Origin of the sequence: Paenibacillus sp. cl123 (assembly GCF_900101595.1) — a bacterium.
GTDB lineage: Bacteria > Bacillota > Bacilli > Paenibacillales > NBRC-103111 > Paenibacillus_G.
Window position 1 is genome coordinate 135867 of the sequence record NZ_FMYY01000013.1, and the last position, 16951, is coordinate 152817.

The 16951-nt window shown below is 54.7% G+C and carries 16 protein-coding genes; 8 read left to right on the plus strand and 8 right to left on the minus strand.

Features of this window, described 5'->3' with window-relative positions:
• Positions 1 to 416: 416 nt before the first annotated feature.
• From coxB to BLR08_RS19575, 6 genes are all read left to right on the plus strand, one after another.
• Positions 417 to 1454 carry a cytochrome c oxidase subunit II gene (gene coxB / locus BLR08_RS19550; protein ID WP_072333757.1) on the plus strand — a complete coding sequence of 346 codons (1038 nt, stop codon included), beginning with the start codon at positions 417 to 419 and terminating at the stop codon, positions 1452 to 1454.
• A 68-nt stretch (positions 1455 to 1522) separates the two neighbouring features.
• Positions 1523 to 3334, plus strand: a complete 1812-nt coding sequence (gene ctaD / locus BLR08_RS19555) for a cytochrome c oxidase subunit I (protein ID WP_072333887.1) — start codon at positions 1523 to 1525, stop codon at positions 3332 to 3334.
• Entirely contained in the window at positions 3331 to 3954 is a 624-nt protein-coding gene (locus tag BLR08_RS19560) for a cytochrome (ubi)quinol oxidase subunit III (RefSeq protein ID WP_072333760.1), read from the plus strand. Before ctaD ends, BLR08_RS19560 begins: the two co-directional genes overlap by 4 nt.
• Before the next feature lie 2 nt (positions 3955 to 3956).
• A complete protein-coding gene (locus BLR08_RS19565; RefSeq protein ID WP_072333763.1) occupies positions 3957 to 4274 on the plus strand; it encodes a cytochrome C oxidase subunit IV family protein in 318 nt (105 codons plus the stop codon).
• A gap of 194 nt (positions 4275 to 4468) precedes the next feature.
• Positions 4469 to 5353: a cytochrome c oxidase assembly protein gene (locus BLR08_RS19570; RefSeq protein WP_072333767.1), complete on the plus strand. Its 885-nt coding sequence runs from the start codon at positions 4469 to 4471 to the stop codon at positions 5351 to 5353.
• A gap of 35 nt (positions 5354 to 5388) precedes the next feature.
• Positions 5389 to 5853, plus strand: coding sequence for a DUF420 domain-containing protein (locus tag BLR08_RS19575; RefSeq protein WP_072333770.1), 465 nt, complete (start codon positions 5389 to 5391; stop codon positions 5851 to 5853).
• An 86-nt stretch (positions 5854 to 5939) separates the two neighbouring features.
• On the opposite strand, the gene BLR08_RS19580 is transcribed toward BLR08_RS19575, so the two are convergent.
• The 8 genes from BLR08_RS19580 to BLR08_RS19615 form a co-directional block, all read right to left on the minus strand.
• Entirely contained in the window at positions 5940 to 6629 is a 690-nt protein-coding gene (locus BLR08_RS19580; RefSeq protein WP_072333773.1) for a class I SAM-dependent methyltransferase, read from the minus strand.
• Positions 6630 to 6780: 151 nt separating this feature from the next.
• Entirely contained in the window at positions 6781 to 8286 is a 1506-nt protein-coding gene (locus BLR08_RS19585; RefSeq protein WP_072333776.1) for a gamma-glutamyltransferase family protein, read from the minus strand.
• Positions 8283 to 9290, minus strand: a complete 1008-nt coding sequence (locus tag BLR08_RS19590) for an ABC transporter ATP-binding protein (protein WP_072333778.1) — start codon at positions 9288 to 9290, stop codon at positions 8283 to 8285. Before BLR08_RS19590 ends, BLR08_RS19585 begins: the two co-directional genes overlap by 4 nt.
• Positions 9274 to 10290 carry an ABC transporter ATP-binding protein gene (locus BLR08_RS19595; RefSeq protein ID WP_072333781.1) on the minus strand — a complete coding sequence of 339 codons (1017 nt, stop codon included), beginning with the start codon at positions 10288 to 10290 and terminating at the stop codon, positions 9274 to 9276. The genes BLR08_RS19590 and BLR08_RS19595 overlap by 17 nt, the downstream gene beginning before the upstream one ends.
• Before the next feature lie 27 nt (positions 10291 to 10317).
• Positions 10318 to 11244 (minus strand): ABC transporter permease, encoded by a 927-nt coding sequence (locus tag BLR08_RS19600; RefSeq protein ID WP_072333784.1) that lies wholly within the window; start codon positions 11242 to 11244, stop codon positions 10318 to 10320.
• Between the two features lie 12 nt (positions 11245 to 11256).
• Positions 11257 to 12174: an ABC transporter permease gene (locus BLR08_RS19605; RefSeq protein ID WP_072333786.1), complete on the minus strand. Its 918-nt coding sequence runs from the start codon at positions 12172 to 12174 to the stop codon at positions 11257 to 11259.
• Between the two features lie 54 nt (positions 12175 to 12228).
• Entirely contained in the window at positions 12229 to 13773 is a 1545-nt protein-coding gene (locus BLR08_RS19610) for an ABC transporter substrate-binding protein (protein ID WP_072333789.1), read from the minus strand.
• A gap of 70 nt (positions 13774 to 13843) precedes the next feature.
• A complete protein-coding gene (locus tag BLR08_RS19615; protein ID WP_072333792.1) occupies positions 13844 to 14551 on the minus strand; it encodes a gamma-glutamyl-gamma-aminobutyrate hydrolase family protein in 708 nt (235 codons plus the stop codon).
• Between the two features lie 286 nt (positions 14552 to 14837).
• Here BLR08_RS19615 and BLR08_RS19620 point away from each other — a divergent pair, with 286 nt between their 5' ends.
• Both BLR08_RS19620 and BLR08_RS19625 read left to right on the plus strand, forming a co-directional pair.
• Complete coding sequence (locus BLR08_RS19620) at positions 14838 to 15764, plus strand: LysR family transcriptional regulator (protein WP_072333795.1); 927 nt, start codon at positions 14838 to 14840, stop codon at positions 15762 to 15764.
• Positions 15765 to 15875: 111 nt separating this feature from the next.
• Positions 15876 to 16889 carry an NAD(P)H-dependent amine dehydrogenase family protein gene (locus BLR08_RS19625; protein ID WP_072333798.1) on the plus strand — a complete coding sequence of 338 codons (1014 nt, stop codon included), beginning with the start codon at positions 15876 to 15878 and terminating at the stop codon, positions 16887 to 16889.
• Positions 16890 to 16951: the final 62 nt, after the last annotated feature.

Below are 16951 nucleotides of genomic sequence, written 5' to 3' on the forward strand. Positions count from 1 at the left end.
TTCTCGGGCAAAATAGGATCTGGCGGCTGCATAGGCTAGAGGCTGAACGTTTGCAGCGAAAACTTCCCTAATGCCTTGAGCTTAGGATGAGTTTAGCCGGCGAATTTGATTCGGACGAAGGAAGGCCAAAACATGCATAAAGAAACCGCATAATGGAAATAAACAAATAGAGTCTGAATCAAGCGGGAAAGAACGCAATTGAACGCTTTCAAGAGGGGGGACAAGAGCTGTGCCAAGCCTGAAAAACCCGCATAAATCAAGAAAAAATCAGGAGTTATGACCGTTTTGTGAACTTCTCTAGATTCATTGACAAAAAACAGGGACGAATTTATAGTTAATATGGTGATTAGGTTCATTGACAAAAAATGACCTATTTTGTTCGAAAAATACTTGCTTTTTAAGGTGGGATTGAGAAGATGATTCGATGGCAAAATCTGTGGCGATCCATCCCTCTTTTTGGGTTGATGATGCTGCTGCTAACGGGGTGTGGAGACGATACGATTTCCGCCTTGAAGCCAAGGGGTCCGGTAGCCAGAGATCAGCTGTACTTGATGAAGCTAAGCTTTTTCATCATGATCGCGGTCGTCGTTGTTGTATTTGTACTCTATATTTACGTCTTGTTCCGCTTCAGAAAGAAAAAAGGCGAGAAGGACATCATTCCAAAACAAGTTGAAGGCAGCCATACGCTGGAGATTATCTGGACGACTATCCCGATTATCCTGCTGCTCGTATTGGCTGTGCCGACGGTACAATACACGTTCAAGCTTCTGGAAGACCACAGAGACAACAAGGATGCGCTGCATGTCAAAGTAACGGCGCACGCTTTCTGGTGGCAGTTCGACTATCCTTCGCTGGGCATTGCGACAGCACAGGATCTGGTTATTCCGACAGGCAAGAAAATTGCCTTCGAGCTGACGGCGTCCGACGTGAAGCACTCCTTCTGGGTTCCTTCGCTCGGCGGCAAGATGGATACGAACCCTGGATTGACCAACGTCTATTACCTGGAAGCGGATGAAGCGGATACGTTCCTCGGCAAGTGCGCGGAGCTGTGCGGAGCGTCCCACTCCTTGATGGATTTCAAGGTGAAATCTATGGATCAAGCCCAGTTCGACCAATGGGTGTCCAAGATGAAAACACCGGCTGCCATACCGGCCGATGCGAAAGCCGGCGAGCAGCTGTTTAAAGACAACTGTCTCTCCTGTCACGCGGTGAACGCGCAGGGCTTGGGCGCAGGCCCGAACCTGAACGGCTTTGCTTCCCGCGAAAGAGTAGCGGGCATTCTGCCTCATGATGATGCGAAGCTCAAAGAATGGATCAAGGACCCGCAATCGATCAAACCTGGCGCCAAAATGCCTGGTTTCTCGGAAGGCGCTCCTAATATGCAAAAAGCGCTCAAGGATCAAGAGCTTAATGATTTGGTTAAATATTTGAACTCGTTGAAGCTTCCTCAGTAACGAGCATCAAGGAAAAGGAGGTTAAACACGTGGCACATGCTCATACGGTAAAACGTCATACCGGGCTGATGGACTGGCTAACAACGGTTGACCATAAAAAAATCGGCATTCTGTATCTGCTTGCGGGCGGGATATTTTTCCTGCTGGGCGGACTTGAAGCGTTATTGATTCGTATTCAGCTGCTTTATCCGAACCAAAGTATTTTTATCGGCGACACCTTTAACCAATTGACGACGATGCATGGAACAACGATGATTTTCTTGGCTGCGATGCCGGTTATCTTCTGTTTTATGAACGCCATCGTGCCGCTGCAGATCGGCGCGCGCGACGTTGCGTTCCCCTTCGTCAATGCACTCGGTTTTTGGTTGTTCTTCTTCGGCGGCGTGCTGCTGAACACATCCTGGTTTTTGGGAGGCGCTCCTGCCGCAGGCTGGACGGCATACCCTCCATTATCGGGTATTGTCGACAGCACGGGCGTATTCAAGGGCGTTGATTTTTATGTGCTCGGTTTGCAGATCGCAGGTCTCGGTACGCTGATCGGGGGGATTAACTTCCTCGTCACGATTATCAATATGCGTGCGCCTGGCATGACGTATATGAGAATGCCTATGTTTACATGGGCATCGTTTATTACATCGCTTCTCATCTTGTTCGCTTTCCCTGCCATTACGGTAGGTCTTGTTGAGCTGATGTTCGACCGGATTTTCGGCGGCGCCTTCTTCGATGTATCGAAGGGCGGTAATCCGGTGCTTTGGGAGCATATTTTCTGGATCTTTGGTCACCCTGAGGTGTACATCCTGATCTTGCCGGCATTCGGTATTATTTCCGAGATCGTAGCGACCTTCGCCCGCAAGCGCCTGTTCGGCTACAGCTCGATGGTATTTGCTACAGCTTTGATCGGATTTTTGGGCTTCATGGTTTGGGCGCATCACATGTTTACAACGGGTATCGGACCTGTAGGGGATGCGATATTCGGGGTAGCGACGATGGCTATCGCCGTTCCTACGGGCGTCAAGATCTTTAACTGGCTGTTCACGCTGTGGGGCGGACAAATTCGCTTTACGACAGCCAACATGTTCGCAACATCCTTCATCCCGACGTTTACGATGGGTGGAGTTACCGGGGTCATGCTGGCCGTTCCGGCAGCCGACTTCCAATATCATGATACGTATTTCGTCGTTGCTCACTTCCACTACGTTATCGTCGGCGGTCTGGTGCTTGGCTTGTTCGCGGCTTCTTACTACTGGTGGCCTAAGATGTTCGGCCGTCTGCTGAACGAAACCTTAGGAAAAATTCACTTCTGGACTTTCTTTATCGGCTTCCATATGACGTTCTTCCCGCAGCACTTCCTGGGCCTTATGGGGATGCCGCGCCGGGTATTTACGTTCGAGCCGGGAGTCGGGCTTGAAGAAGGCAACTTTATCAGTACGATCGGCGCTTTCCTGATGGGTGTCGGTACGATCGTGTTCCTGATCAACATTATTTCAACGGCCCGCAAACCGATGACGGCTCCTGCCGATCCATGGGATGCGCGTACGCTGGAGTGGACGATTCCATCGCCAGCGCCGGAGTACAACTTCAAGCAGACTCCGCTCGTTCGCGGCTACGATGCTTTCTGGAAAGAGAAGATGGCAGGCAACAAAGAGATGACGCCGGCCGAACCGATCGGTTCGATCCATATGCCGTCTCCATCGATTCTTCCGTTCCTGATGTCCTTGGGTCTTTTCATCGCAGGTTACGGATTCATGTATCACGTGTACTTGGTAAGTATATTGGGTATCGGCTTCACCCTGGTTTGTATGTTCTTCCGTTCGGTTTATGACGATCACGGGTTCCATATCGAGCCTGAAGAGCTTAATGATAAGGGGGTTAAGGCATGAGTGCAGCACATCACGAAGTAGGCGGTGCCCTGCCACCCCACGCGGAGACAGCGACACTGGAAGGCAAGAACAAGGTTCTGGGCTTCTGGCTGTTCCTGGGCGGCGAGTGCGTACTGTTCGGTACGCTCTTCGCCTCCTTCATCGCCCTGCGCAATCAAGTTCCTGACGGACCTACCGCTGAGCATTTGTTCCAGCTTGATCTGGTTGCTATTTCGACCTTCATTCTGCTTACAAGCTCGCTCACCAGCGTTTTCGCGACTATGGCTCTGCATCGGGGCCAGTTCCAGAAGCTTCAAGGCTGGATGTTTGTTACTGTTTTGCTCGGTCTGGCATTCCTTGGCCTGGAAATCTATGAGTTCGTTCACTATGTGCATGAAGGCCATACGTTCTCGAAGAGCGCATTCGCTACATCCTTCTATACGCTTGTCGGGTTCCACGGAGCTCACGTGGCGTTCGGGGTGCTATGGATTTCACTGCTGATTATTTCGGGCTTTAAGAAAGGTCTGACAACTGTCACAGCTCCTAAGTATTATGTAGCCGGACTGTACTGGCACTTTATCGACGTTGTGTGGGTGTTCATCTTCACGGTAGTTTACCTGCTCGGAAAGGTGGGTCCATAAGCATGGCGAACCAACATTCTTCTTCATCGGCAGACAATCATCGTCACCGGTTGGAAGGGCCGCGGAACCACTATGTCTCGTACATCATCTCGATTGTACTGACGATGCTTTCCTTCGCTGTCGTCATGTACGGAGGTTTGGACAGAACGTTCATTATCTGGTTTCTGACGGGACTCGCGCTGATCCAGATCGTGTTCCAATTGGCATATTGGATGCATATGAAGGATCGCGGTCATTTCTTTCCGATCGTGGGATTATGCTTCGGATTTTTCATTGCTTTAACGGCTCTAGCAGCCGCTGTTTACTGGATGTGGTGGTAACATAGTTGAAAAAGAGGCGGCTTGTCACTTGTTGAACAGCCCCTCTTTTTTAAGTTATGCCGCGAAGCCTCCGGCTTCGGTGGATGCCCGCTTGCCTTGGGCAAGGCGGGCATGCCTTTGGGATGGCTTGCGAAATAATTCACGAATTAGACACAGCTCCGGAGAACAAGCCGGGAAGGAAGGAGTCATTCGATATGGATACAAGCACGGTTCTCACACATGCCGGACATACGGCTGCCGGGTCATTCGCCCAGATGTGGAATCCGGGGATTCTAGTCCTGCTTCTGGTCATAGGTCTGTTGTATACGTTCGCTGTCAACCGCTGGCGTCATCATTTCGCGGATAGCGAGCCTGTTGCTCCCAAGCTCCAGCTGTACTTTTGGCTGGGCATTGTATGCTGGTATATAGCTGAGGGTTCGCCGATGGCCTATTACGGGCATCACTACTTTTTCAGTCTCCACATGCTGCAGCAGTCGATTCTGTACTTAGTTATGCCGCCGCTGCTGCTGGTCGGTCTGCCCGGATGGCTTCTTCGTCCCGCGATCCAAAGCGAAGGCGCAAAGCGATTTGTGCGCTGGCTGACGAACCCGCTGCTGGCGCTGTTCCTGTTTAACTTCGTTTTCTCGGTCTATCACATCCCGTTTATTATGGATGCTTTGATGGCCAATACGACATTGCTGTTTGCATACAGGGTTGTTTTCCTGATATCTGCCTTCATGCTCTGGTTCCCGGTATTTTGCCCGCTGCCCGAATACAACCGGATGTCCGAGCTCAAGCGTATGGCGTATATTTTCCTGAACGGAGTTTTGCTTACGCCGGCATGCGCGCTGATTATTTTTGCGAAAGAGCCGATGTATGCGATGTATGCAGCCGTTCCGCAGAGCATGCTGCTGCTGCCGATGCTCGACGATCAGCAGCTTGGCGGCGTCATCATGAAGATCGTTCAGGAGATTGTGTACGGGATTGCTCTGGGCTACACCTTCTTCCGCTGGTACCGCAGAGAACGCAAACGGGATGAGGAAGAAGATTTGGGCAGTGACGGCTACCTGCAGGCCGCCAGCCATGCAAACCGAGCTTAACGACCTTGGCAGAAGCAAATAGTGGAGGAGTAACAATGAAGCTTTCCGTCTTATTGCCTACGATCAGCACAAGCTTTATTGTCATCAGTGCGATCTTTGTTGCGTTCGGATGGTTCCATATTGTGAAAGGAAACCGGCAGACGCATGAGAAGCTGATGCTGTGGGGAGCCGGCTTCGCCCTGGCATTTTTCCTGATCTATGCGAGCCGCACGATTTTTGTCGGCAACACCAGCTTCGGCGGTCCCGAGGAATTGAAGCTGGCATACCATCTGTTCCTGTTTTTCCATATTGCACTCGCTACGCTTGCAGGTGTTTTCGGGATCGTGACCTTGCTTCATGCCTTCAAGCAGCGCTGGTTCAAGCACAAACGGATCGGCCGCATAACGGCGGTCATGTGGCTGCTTACCGCGCCGACGGGCGTCGCCGTCTATGTGCTGCTGTACTTGCTTTACCCGGGCGGGGAGACGAAGCCGATGATCGATGCGATCTTCGGACTGTAAAGCGGCTTTTTTGCTTCTTGCGTCCCGCATAAAGTTCACCTGGTTTCAAGCATAGCGATGAGGACCTTCCTTCTGACGGGAAGGTCTTATTTGCGCTTCCACCAGATCCCGGCGCATTCGGGCACCACGCTCCAGTTGTTCCTCTTCACTGTATCCCCCAACTCGTCTCCGAAAAAGAAGCGTGTCAGCTCGGCGGCCTGCTCCACGCTGTCGAAGGTATAGTCGAGCCGCAGCCAGTCGTGTCTGAACCCGTACTCCTGCTCCAATGCCTGATAATAAGGCTTCAGGAATTCGGGGGGATGAGGCTCCGTATAGCCGGTTCCCATCGTTTCCAAGATGATCATGCTCCCTCCCGGCTTGAGGACCCGGTCGATCTCGTTCATCACCGCGGCCAGATTGTCGCTCCATTCGGGAAGATGAGATTGTGTCAGGTAACAGATGCTCCAGCCTGATACGACGAGATCAAAGGACTGATCGGCCAGCGGAAGCTGACGGTGGTCTGCCGCATACGTAAGCACGGGCGTCCTTGCGTCAAGACGTGCAAGCCGCTCCCGCAGTACGTCCAACATCGCCGGCGACAGATCGGTTGCCGTGACGGATGCCGCCTTATTTGCCAACTCGGCAGTCAAACGTCCGGAGCCGGCTCCCAGATCGAGAATATAGCGGCCGGAATAAGGAGCGATACGTGCGATGACATCCGAAAGCAAGGGCTGTTTGGATACCATCAGCTCATAGAGAGCCGCTTGATTTTCGTAAATATAAGTATGGTTGGGCATAAACATCATCTCCTTAACGTGATAGGGCCAGCATACACGTTAACGCTGCGTGAAGGTCAAGGCATGAAGATGATGGGTCTTGCCCAAATACAAACAGACCGCCTGCCGACAGCAGGCGGTCATACGCAAAGGTGATCAAGGAGTAGTCTAGTTAGACAAGAGCGGTCCCTGTCTGAGCCAGCCCTCCGCGCCGAGGATCGGCCGCAGCTGCTACAGCTCCTGTCAGCCGGCATTGGGTCAGGCCTTGGATACCGCCATAGAAAAACGGTTCAGGATGGTCGATGACCTCGTAACCCATAGCCTCCAACGTTTGCCTAGTGTCCGCGGGGAGCGGCTGCTCAACCTGAATCGTCTGCTGATCGGCGAAAAAACGGGGAGCTGCAACAGCATGAGCAAGATCCAGCCCATGCTTGACCATAGACGACAAGACTAGCGCCAGCACCAGCGGAATCCGTTTGCCGCCGGCAGAGCCGATGGCGATTAGCTGGCGTTCGCTTCTCAGGACAGTCGGGCACACATAGCTTTGGGGCCGCTTGCCCGGCTCCGGCTTGTTCGGGGACTGGACGTCCGTGTCGGAAGTGAAGTTGCGCAGCTGGTTGTTCAGGAAGAAGCCGCCGACCGACAAGCCGGGACCGAAAAATCCGCCGATGGTATTCGTCGTACTTACGCACAAGCCGGCGGAGTCCAAGATGGTGAAATGCGTCGTATTGGCCACATCATCCCAGCCTGCGGCGGTCTGCGCGAGCCCGTCCGACCGAACAGCGGCTGCCAATTGCGCGATACAGGCGTCCCCGGTCCACTTCTCCGTATCCGCTTGATAGAAGCCGGGGTCGCCCATCGTACTTTTACGCAGCTCATAGCATCCTGCGATTGCAGCCGCCCAGAGATGGATGGATTCGGCGGAGAGGGCAGGGTAATCCGGAGCGCCGACCGCTTCCCCGACGCGAAGCGCCTGAATGAGCGTCATTCCCCCAAAGGGGGGAGGGGAGGAGACAATTTCATAGTCCCCATAACGGTTATACAGTGGCTCCTTGAAGGCTGCTTGGTATCCGCGGAGATCCTCCGCATCCATGCCATCTACGGAAGCGGCAAAGGACTGAGCGAATTCGCCCTCATAAAACCAGCGGCTGCCTGATTGTTGAATGGAGCGCATAGTGGCGGCCAGCTCCGGCTGTCTGAAGAGCGTCCCCGACCGAATGGGTTCTCCTCCGGGGAATAGCCCGGGAAACCGCTCGGCATTCAGATGAACCGCTTGCCGGACCTGTCTCTCGAGCGCCTCTCCGGCGATGAAGCCTTCCTCGGCCAAGCGAATGGCGGGAGCGATCAGCTCAGCCAGAGGCTTCGTACCGTAGCTGGCGCTGATCTGCTCCATTCCCCGGACGAAGCCGGGGACGCCAGTCTCCTCGGGGGAGATATGTCCGGACATCGGCGCGGTTTCACGGTAGTCGCAGACGACCGGCGGCCGGCTGTCCGGCGGACAGATCAGCATAACGCCGCCGCCGCCGATGCCCGAGGCGTAAAATTCCACGACGCCCAGCGCATACGAGACGGCGACGGCGGCATCCACCGCATTGCCGCCAGCCTCCAGCACCTCCATGCCGACGCGCGTGGCCAGAGGGTGTGCCGAGCTGACGGCATAGCCGCGTGAAGTTGTCATGAGCGAACGCCTCCTTGGTTCAGCGGATAATGACAGGCGGCCAGCCGTCCGTCTGCCAGCGGTGCGAGTGAAGGGGCTTCGGCCGAGCAGCGCTGCTGCGCATAAGGACAGCGAGGATGGAAGACGCAGCCGGACGGCGGCTGGAACGGATTCGGCGTTTCGCCGACCAGACCTTTCTTGCGGCCTCTTTGCTCCGGGGCGGAGATCGGAACGGAAGCCATCAGCCCCTCCGTATAAGGATGAGCCGGCCGCTCGATCAAAGCCCGCTTATCGGCGATTTCCACGATCCGCCCGAAGTACATCACGGCGATCCGGTCACTGATATAGGCGACGGCGGGGATGCCGTGAGCGATAAACACATAGGTCAGCTGATAATCCTTCTGCAGCTTGGCCAACAGATTCAGAATTTGCGATTGAATCGATACATCCAGCGCTGAAACCGGCTCATCGCAGACGATGAGCTTGGGCTTAAGCGCAAGCGCCCGTCCGATGCCGACGCGCTGGCGCTGCCCTCCGCTGAATTGATGCGGATATCGGTCTGCGGATTGAAGAGGAAGTCCAACCGCCTCCAGCAGCTCATGCACCCGTTCCGTCAGCTGCCTGCCTTCCGCAATCCGGTGGGTGCGCAGAGGTTCGGCCAAAATATCGAAAATTTTCAGCCGCGGGTTCAGCGAAGAGAACGGGTCCTGGAATATCATCTGGATATCCCTTCTTTTCCGGCGCAGCATTTCCCGGGAAAGCTGGCTGAACGGGGTGTTGTCAAAGGTGATGGTTCCGGAGGTCGCATCGGTCAGCTGCATCATCAGATTGCCGAGCGTCGATTTGCCGCATCCGGATTCGCCGACGATTCCCAAGGTTTCTCCCTGGTAGACGGTCAGATCGACCCGGTCGACAGCCTTGAGCACCTGCTTGTTCCGGCCGAGAAAGCCGCTGCCAATCTCGTAATGTTTGCTGATTTCTCTAATCTCCAGAAGCGGGCTTGGCCTGCTAACCGGTTGTTCCATGAACGGCCGCCTCCTTCCATAAATCGGCATAGTGAGGATCGTACATCAGACAGCGGACTTCATGGTGCGAGCCTTGGTCATAAAGCGACGGCTGCCGCTCAGCGCATGCCGGCAGAGCATGGGGACAGCGGGGGTGAAACCGGCAGCCTGAGGGCATGGACAGCGGATTCGGGACCGCGCCTTCGATTGAAGCCAGCGGCTCGCCCCATCTGCCCAGCTTGGGCGTGCTATGGAGCAGGCCACGGGTATATGGGTGAAGCGGCCGGGAGAACAGAGCGTGAACATCGCATTGCTCGACCAGCTGACCGGCATACATCACGGCGACCCGGTCAGCCATCTCCGCGATAACCCCCAGATCATGAGTGATAAGCAGCATCGAGCTGCCCTCCTGATCGATAATATCCTTCATGATATCCAGAACTTGAGCCTGGACGCTCACATCCAGGGCCGTGGTCGGCTCATCGGCGATAATCAGCTTGGGCCGGCAGGCGATAGCCATCGCAATCATGGCACGCTGCCTCATGCCGCCGCTAAGCTCATGGGGATAAGCCTTATAGACGCTCTCCGGGCGCGGGATTCTGACCTTGGTCAGCAGCTCCAGCGTCCGGCGCTTGGCCTCCGCTTGGGATAAACCGAGGTGATGGATCAGCGACTCCGCAATCTGATGCCCGATTCGAAATACCGGATTAAGCGCAGTCAGAGGTTCTTGGAACACCATTCCGATCTCCCGCCCGCGGATCGTCCGCATCTCGGCTTCTCCCAGCTTCAGCAAATCCTTGTCCTTAAAGCGGATTTCTCCCCCGATGATCTCTCCGGGCTTATCGATCAGCCTCATGATGGAGAGGGAGGTGACGCTTTTGCCAGAGCCGGATTCGCCGACAATTCCCAGCGTCTCTCCCTCGCGGAGCTCGAAGCTCACCCCGTCGACGGAGGGAACGGCGCCGTTTTCCGTAAAAAAATACGTTTTCAGATGACGCACTTGCAGCATAGATAGTTCCATCTCGCAGCCTCCCAGGTTCGTCTTAGCCTACAGCTCGCTCGAGCGGGGATCGAATACATCGCGCAGCCAATCGCCCAGAAAAATAATGCCCAGTGTGGTCAAGGTAATGGCGATGCCGGGAAAAGTAGCCAGAGCCCAGTTGGTGGCCAGATATTCCCTTCCGGAGCTCAGCATTCCGCCCCAGGATATCGTAGGCGGCTGAATCCCCAGGCCCAGGAAGCTGAGCGAAGCCTCGGCAATTATCGTAGTCGCCATGCTGAGCGTCGCGATGACGCTGAAGGAGGAGAAGATGTTAGGAAGCAGATGCCTGACCATAATCACGGTATCCCGGACGCCGATCGAGCGTGCCGCCCGCACGAACTCCCTCTCCTTGACGCTCAGCACCTCGCTGCGGATGACGCGGGCATAGACGACCCAATTGGTTACGCCCAGTACGACGATCAGGGTCATCAGCCCGGGGCCGGTCAGCTTCAGGATAACGAGCGTGAATAAAATATTGGGAATCGCCAGGAAGGCGTCGACGATCCGCATGAATACATTGTCAAGCCAGCCTCCGTAATAGCCGGATACGAGGCCGACGGCCAGTCCGATTAAGCCGGCAACGACGACGGAGAAGAAGCCGACGAACAGGGAAACCTGCGCGCCGTAGATGAGCCGGCTGAGCAGATCCCTGCCCAGATTGTCCGTGCCGAGTATATACTTGAAGCTGCCGCCTTCCAGCCAGAAAGGCGGCGCCAGCATATCCACGACATGCTGCTCGTTCGGATCGTAAGGCGCCAGCCATGGAGCGAGCAGCGCCGTCAAGGTCACCAGCGTCAGAATCACGAAGCCGATGGTCCCGGTCTTGCTTTGAAGCAGAAGCCTCAGCCACTTGGGCGCGGCCTTGCCTATCCGGCCGGATGCCCGGACCAGTTCCTGCGGGCGCACGGGCGCCTCCTGCGTATTGGATATCATCGGCGCACACTCCTATCTGTACTTGATGCGTGGATCGAGCCAGCCTACAAGCAAATCCGTAATCAGGTTCATCGCAATGACGAGCAGAGCGATGACGCAGATGGCGGCTTGCACGACTGCCATATCCCGGCCATTGATCGATTGCACCAGCAGCTGCCCGAGGCCTGGCCAGGCGAAGATCGATTCGGTGATCAGCGCTCCTCCGACCAGCCCGCCCGTCTGCATCATGATGATCGTGACCACCGGGATCAGCGCATTGCGCAGCGCGTGCTTGTAGACGACGAGCGAAGGGCGGAGCCCCTTGCTTCGGGCAGTCCGGACGTAATCCTGATTCAGCGACTCCAGCAGGCTGGAGCGCGTCAGCCGGGCGATATATGCCGAGACCGAGGTGCCCAGCGTAAGCGCCGGCAGTATCATATGGGCCAGGGTACCCGATCCGGAAACCGGAAACCACTGCAGCTCGATGCCGAAGAGCAGCACCAGCATGATGCCGACCCAGAAGTGAGGCATAGCTTTGCCTAGTACGGTGCCGGTGGTGACGAACAGCTCAAGTACGGAGTTGCGTCGGGTCGCGGACAGAATGCCGAGAGGAATTGCAATCGCGATCGCGATGATCATGGAGACGGCCGCAAGCTGGAAGGTGGCGGGCAGCCGTTCCAGGACGAGCCCAAGCGCATCCTGGTTATAGCGGAACGACTTGCCGAAGTCGCCCTGCAGCACATTCCACAGATAAGTGCCGAATTGAATGTAGAAAGGCTTATCCAGATTAAGAGCCTGTCGCAGCGCTGCCCGGTCCTCCTCCGTTGCATCCTCGGGCAGCATCAAAATTACGGGGTCGCCGGACAGATACATCAGACCGAACACGATGGCCACGATGATAAATAAAACGGGTAACATCTGAATCAAGCGTCGGGCGGCATATTGTCTCATTCGTTCACTTCCTTATTTCCAGACTGCTCCCTGCGGGTAAGTGGATCGGACGTGTTACTTGCGCTTGATTTCATAAGCCTTAATCATTTCATCGAGCCTAGGCTGGAAGCTGACCGCCTTGTTGACTCCGTAGGTGTTATGCTCCAAGTACAGATAAATGCGCATGCGTTCTTCCGCTTCAATCTCCTGAGCCTGCTTATACAGCGCCGCACGTTCAGTTTCGTTCATGTTGCTCTCGGCTTTGGTGAGGATTTCTTTGAGCTGGGGATTCGTATAGCCCAGTTTCTCCATCGAGCGGGAACCGGTCAGGTGCTCGCCGATCATAATATGAGCGTCATAGAAGGAGTTGGCGAACCAGACCATATGCAGATCGCCGACCTTATTGGCATTGCGCAATTCGAGATAGCTGTTCCACTCCATCAGCTCCAGCTTGACCTGGATGCCTACGGCAGCCAGCATGCCGACGACCATCTCGGCGACTTCCTTATCCTTGGCGTAACGGCCGTTGGAAGATTGCATCGTTAACTGCAGCCCGTTGGCATAGCCGGCATCCTTTAACAGCTGCTTCGCTTTCTCGACGTCGGTCAGCGAAGTATTGAACAGCTTCTCGTTGGCGCCGAAGCTTCCGGGTGTAACGCGTGTACGCGTCTGGCTCGCATCCCCGCCAAGCAGCTTGTCGATAATCAGCTTCTTGTCGATCGCCAGCTCAATCGCTTCGCGGACTCGCTTGTCGGCTGTCGGCGTCCCGGGCGCAGCTTTGGGGACAATAATCGCGACGCGGTTGGAATTGGCGGACACGAGCTCGGTGGTCGCGTTGCCCTTGATACGCGGCCAGTCGTTGCTGGCTACGCCGGGAATGAGATCGACGCCGCCGGTCAGCAGCTCGCCGACGCGGGTCGTCGCTTCGGGCACGATGCGGAAGGTCAGCTTGCTCCAATCCTTGGCCGCGCCCTCGAAGTAATCGGCGTAAGGCTCCATCGTCACGTGGCTGCCGCGCTTCCACTCTACGAACTTATAGGGGCCGGTGCCGACCGGATGCTCGTTGAAGTAATCGGCACCCTTCTCCTCTATGTATTTCTTGGGGTAGATGACGGCGCTGGTGCGCGCCACAACGCTCAGCAGCAGCGGATCGGGCTTTTGAGTGAGCACCTGGAGCTTATGCGGCTCCAGTACCTTGACCTCGGCGATGGACTTGAAGGCGGTGCCCTCATTGAGCGTCTTATCCTTGGTGGCCCGCTCAAGCGTGAACTTAACGTCCTCCGCGGTCAGCTCATTGCCGTCGTGGAATTTGACGCCCTTCTTCAGCGTAAACTCCCAGGTCGTATCGTTGATCTTGGTGTAGCTGTCCGCGAGATCGTTAACAATCTCGCCCTTCGGACTGCGCTTGAGCAGACCGTTATACAGATTGGCCGCCGCCATCCAGGAGACGAAATCATTGTGTGCGTACAAATCCATGGATTTGATTTCCGTCGGTAGAGCGATCGTCAGAGGGCGCGGTCCCTGCGGGGAATCACCGGTAACCGCCGCATCCTTGCTGCATCCGGTCAATACCATGCTCAGTACGGCCGCGCCTACAGCCCATTTTTTGATAAAGCGCATTCTCGAGTCCCCCTAATACTTGGTTTGGAATATTCCGGTGACAGGCAGCGCTTGCTCTGCTGTCCAGCGACTAATTCGTACAAGCCTGGACCAATGCGCGGAATAGCTGCAGCGAATAAACGTCGTCGCGTCCGGCCAGATTTTCCGGATGCCACTGCACCCCGAGGACAAAGCGGTGCCGCTGACTCTCGAATGCCTCGACAATGCCGTCGCTTGCATAGCCGCAGATGTTAAAGCCTTCCGGTACGGTCCTGATCGCCTGATGGTGGAAGGTGTTGACCTTGAAGCGGGTTTCTCCTACGATGCGGTGCAGCAGCGATGAATCCGTCGCCTCCACCCAGTGGGAGGTATGGGAGCGGGGGGCTTTCTGAGTATGCTGGAGCAGCCCGTTTCCAAGCTGGGAGTAAATATCCTGGTACAAAGACCCGCCTGCCGATACATTGATCATCTGGCATCCGCGGCATATGCCGAGCATGGGCTTATCCAGCTCGAGCAGCCGGTTAATCAGCATCCGCTCGAACAAGTCCCGTTCGGGGCATACCTCGCCCAGGGCCGGAAGCGGCTCCTCTCCGAAGAAGGAAGGGTCAATATCTCCGCCGCCTGTCACGAGCAGGCCATCCACGATGCCGGCTATACGCATCACAGCCTGCTCATCGGTAAGGTTTGGAAGCACAACCGGCACTCCGCCAGCACGTTCGATCGCGCGCACATTGCTTATCCCGGTGGTCAGCAGCTTTTCTTCGCGAATATTAGAGGTAATTCCGATAATTGGCTTCACGCTCTGTCCTCCTTGAAAATAAGTGAAAGATAGTTTGAATGTTATAAATTATAACATTCCAGTCAGCAGGTTTTAATGACATTCTGCTTATATACTTATAAGTAATAATTATGAAAGCCCTTCATTTATTACTTTAATCGCTTTCATAAAATAGGTGTAACATAAACATGACTTGATAAAGAGAACCAAACTTAAGCATTTGGTTACAAAATGGGAGGTTAGTGGTATAATATGGACCTATAAATTCCAGTCATATTTATATCCATTTTCCTGGAGGACGGGCAAAATGAACATTAACTATTTGTCACTGAGGTATTTTATGGAGATTGCCAAATACTTGAACTTCAGTCAAGCTGCTCAGAAGCTGCATATTTCGCAGCCCGGGCTCAGCCAGCAGATCACATTATTGGAAAAAGAGCTGAACTTCAAGCTGTTGTACCGTTCGACGCGCAGCGTTATGCTGACAGCCGAAGGGGAGTACCTGTTCAAGAGTCTGCTGCCTTCATTTGAAAATATCGAATCGACCTTGAAGGAGCTGAAGGCGGAGGGAGCGGTGCCTCAGACGACGATCCGCATCGCAACCGTACCTTCGGCGGCCAGCAATATGGTGCCGTACCTGCTGAAAAGGTTGAAAGAAGAACATCCTCAAATCGAGTTTTATATTAAGGAAACTACCTCTACCCAGGCCATCGAACTCGTCCAAAAAAGCGAGTATCATCTAGCTTTCATCCGTACGCCCATTGATCAGAAGCATACGATCCAGCAGCCCCTTCGCTGGATGGAGTTTCCCAAGCATCCTATGCATGTTTCCTTGTCAGGCAAGCATCCGGCCGCCCAGCAAGAGGAGATCGATCTCATTGACCTCAAAAACGAAACCTTCCTTCATTATGATCCCAAACATTCGCCTTCTCTGTATTACTTGCTGGAGCATGCCTGTCTTACCGCCGGCTTCGTTCCCAAAACGATAGGCGTTGGGCCGGAGATACTGACGATAGCGAATCTGATCTCCAACGGAATCGGGATTACGCTAATGCCTGAAGATATGCTTCAACTGCTCGGCTCTTATGATATCAAGGCGGTTCCGATCAAAAATATGGCGCTGTACAGCTCGATTTCGGCTGTTTGGAATAACACGCATCCCAGCCTGATTACGGAAGCGGCCCTGCGAATTTTAAAGGAATCTGTCGGCGACAGCCATCCGGCAGCCATGTGAACAACCGCCGTTTTATAAGCCAGGCTTATGAAAATATAATTTTTCCGTATTTTTGCTTTCATCTCCCTGGTGGTACAGTGGAACCATATTAAGGGAGAGGGGCATGAACACATGCGCGCACAACCAATGAATGTTATTTCTTATGGTCTGGGGCCGATCGGCATCAAGATGATGCAAAGCTATCTGGCCAGCCCGACGATCCGCCTGATCGGAGCCGTAGATATCGATCCGGAGAAAATAGGCAAGGACGCGGGCGAGCTGACAGGCAGCACGCCGGCAGGCATTCAAGTCGTCTCGAACGTCCGGGAAATCGCGGGCAATGATGCCGCAGGCTCCAAGGTGGCTCTGCACGCCACCGGCTCGAATCTTGCTCAAGTATGGCCGCAGATCAAGCTGCTGCTTGATGAAGGCTACTCGGTCGTATCTACCTGCGAGCAATTATCCTACCCTTGGCATCGCTATCCTGAGCTGTCTGCGGAGATTCATGAATATGCCCGCTCGAAAAACAAATTTGTAATCGGGACTGGTGTTAATCCGGGCTATATTATGGATGCGATGACGCTGTTCGCGACTACTGTCTCGCAGGCGATCAAGCGAATCAGCATCTTCCGCAGGGTGGATGTGTCCAAGCGCCGTATTCCGCTGCAAAGGAAAGTCGGCATCGGCATGACGCCGGAAGCCTTCCGTGAATTGGCCCGGCAGGAGAAAATAGGCCATGTGGGGCTGGAAGAGTCGCTGCGCTTGATTGCCTACGGACTGAAGCTGAACCTGACCGAAGTCCGCAACACGATCGAGCCGACCATCTCCAGTGTGGACACGACGCTGGCGCTAGGAGAGCTGAGAAGCGGACAAGTCAGCGGGCTGCATCAAAACACCCGGGGGGAGACCGAGCAGGGAATTCCGATCGAGCTGGATCTGATCATGTCGGTGGAGGTCGAGCAAGAAGACCGGATCGTGCTGGAGACGGAAGATATGGGAAGACTGGTCTTCGTCGTGCCGGAAGGGATATTCGGAGATACGGCAACGGTGAATGTGGCGGTCAACACGGCCAAAACGCTCTACGACAGCGGGTTGACGGGCTTGCTCACGATGGCGGATATCCCGCTGACACGCGCTGCGCTTTAAAGATAACGGCTTGAGATAACGGCTTGACGGCTTGCGGAGCATATCCGCAAGCCGTTTTATTA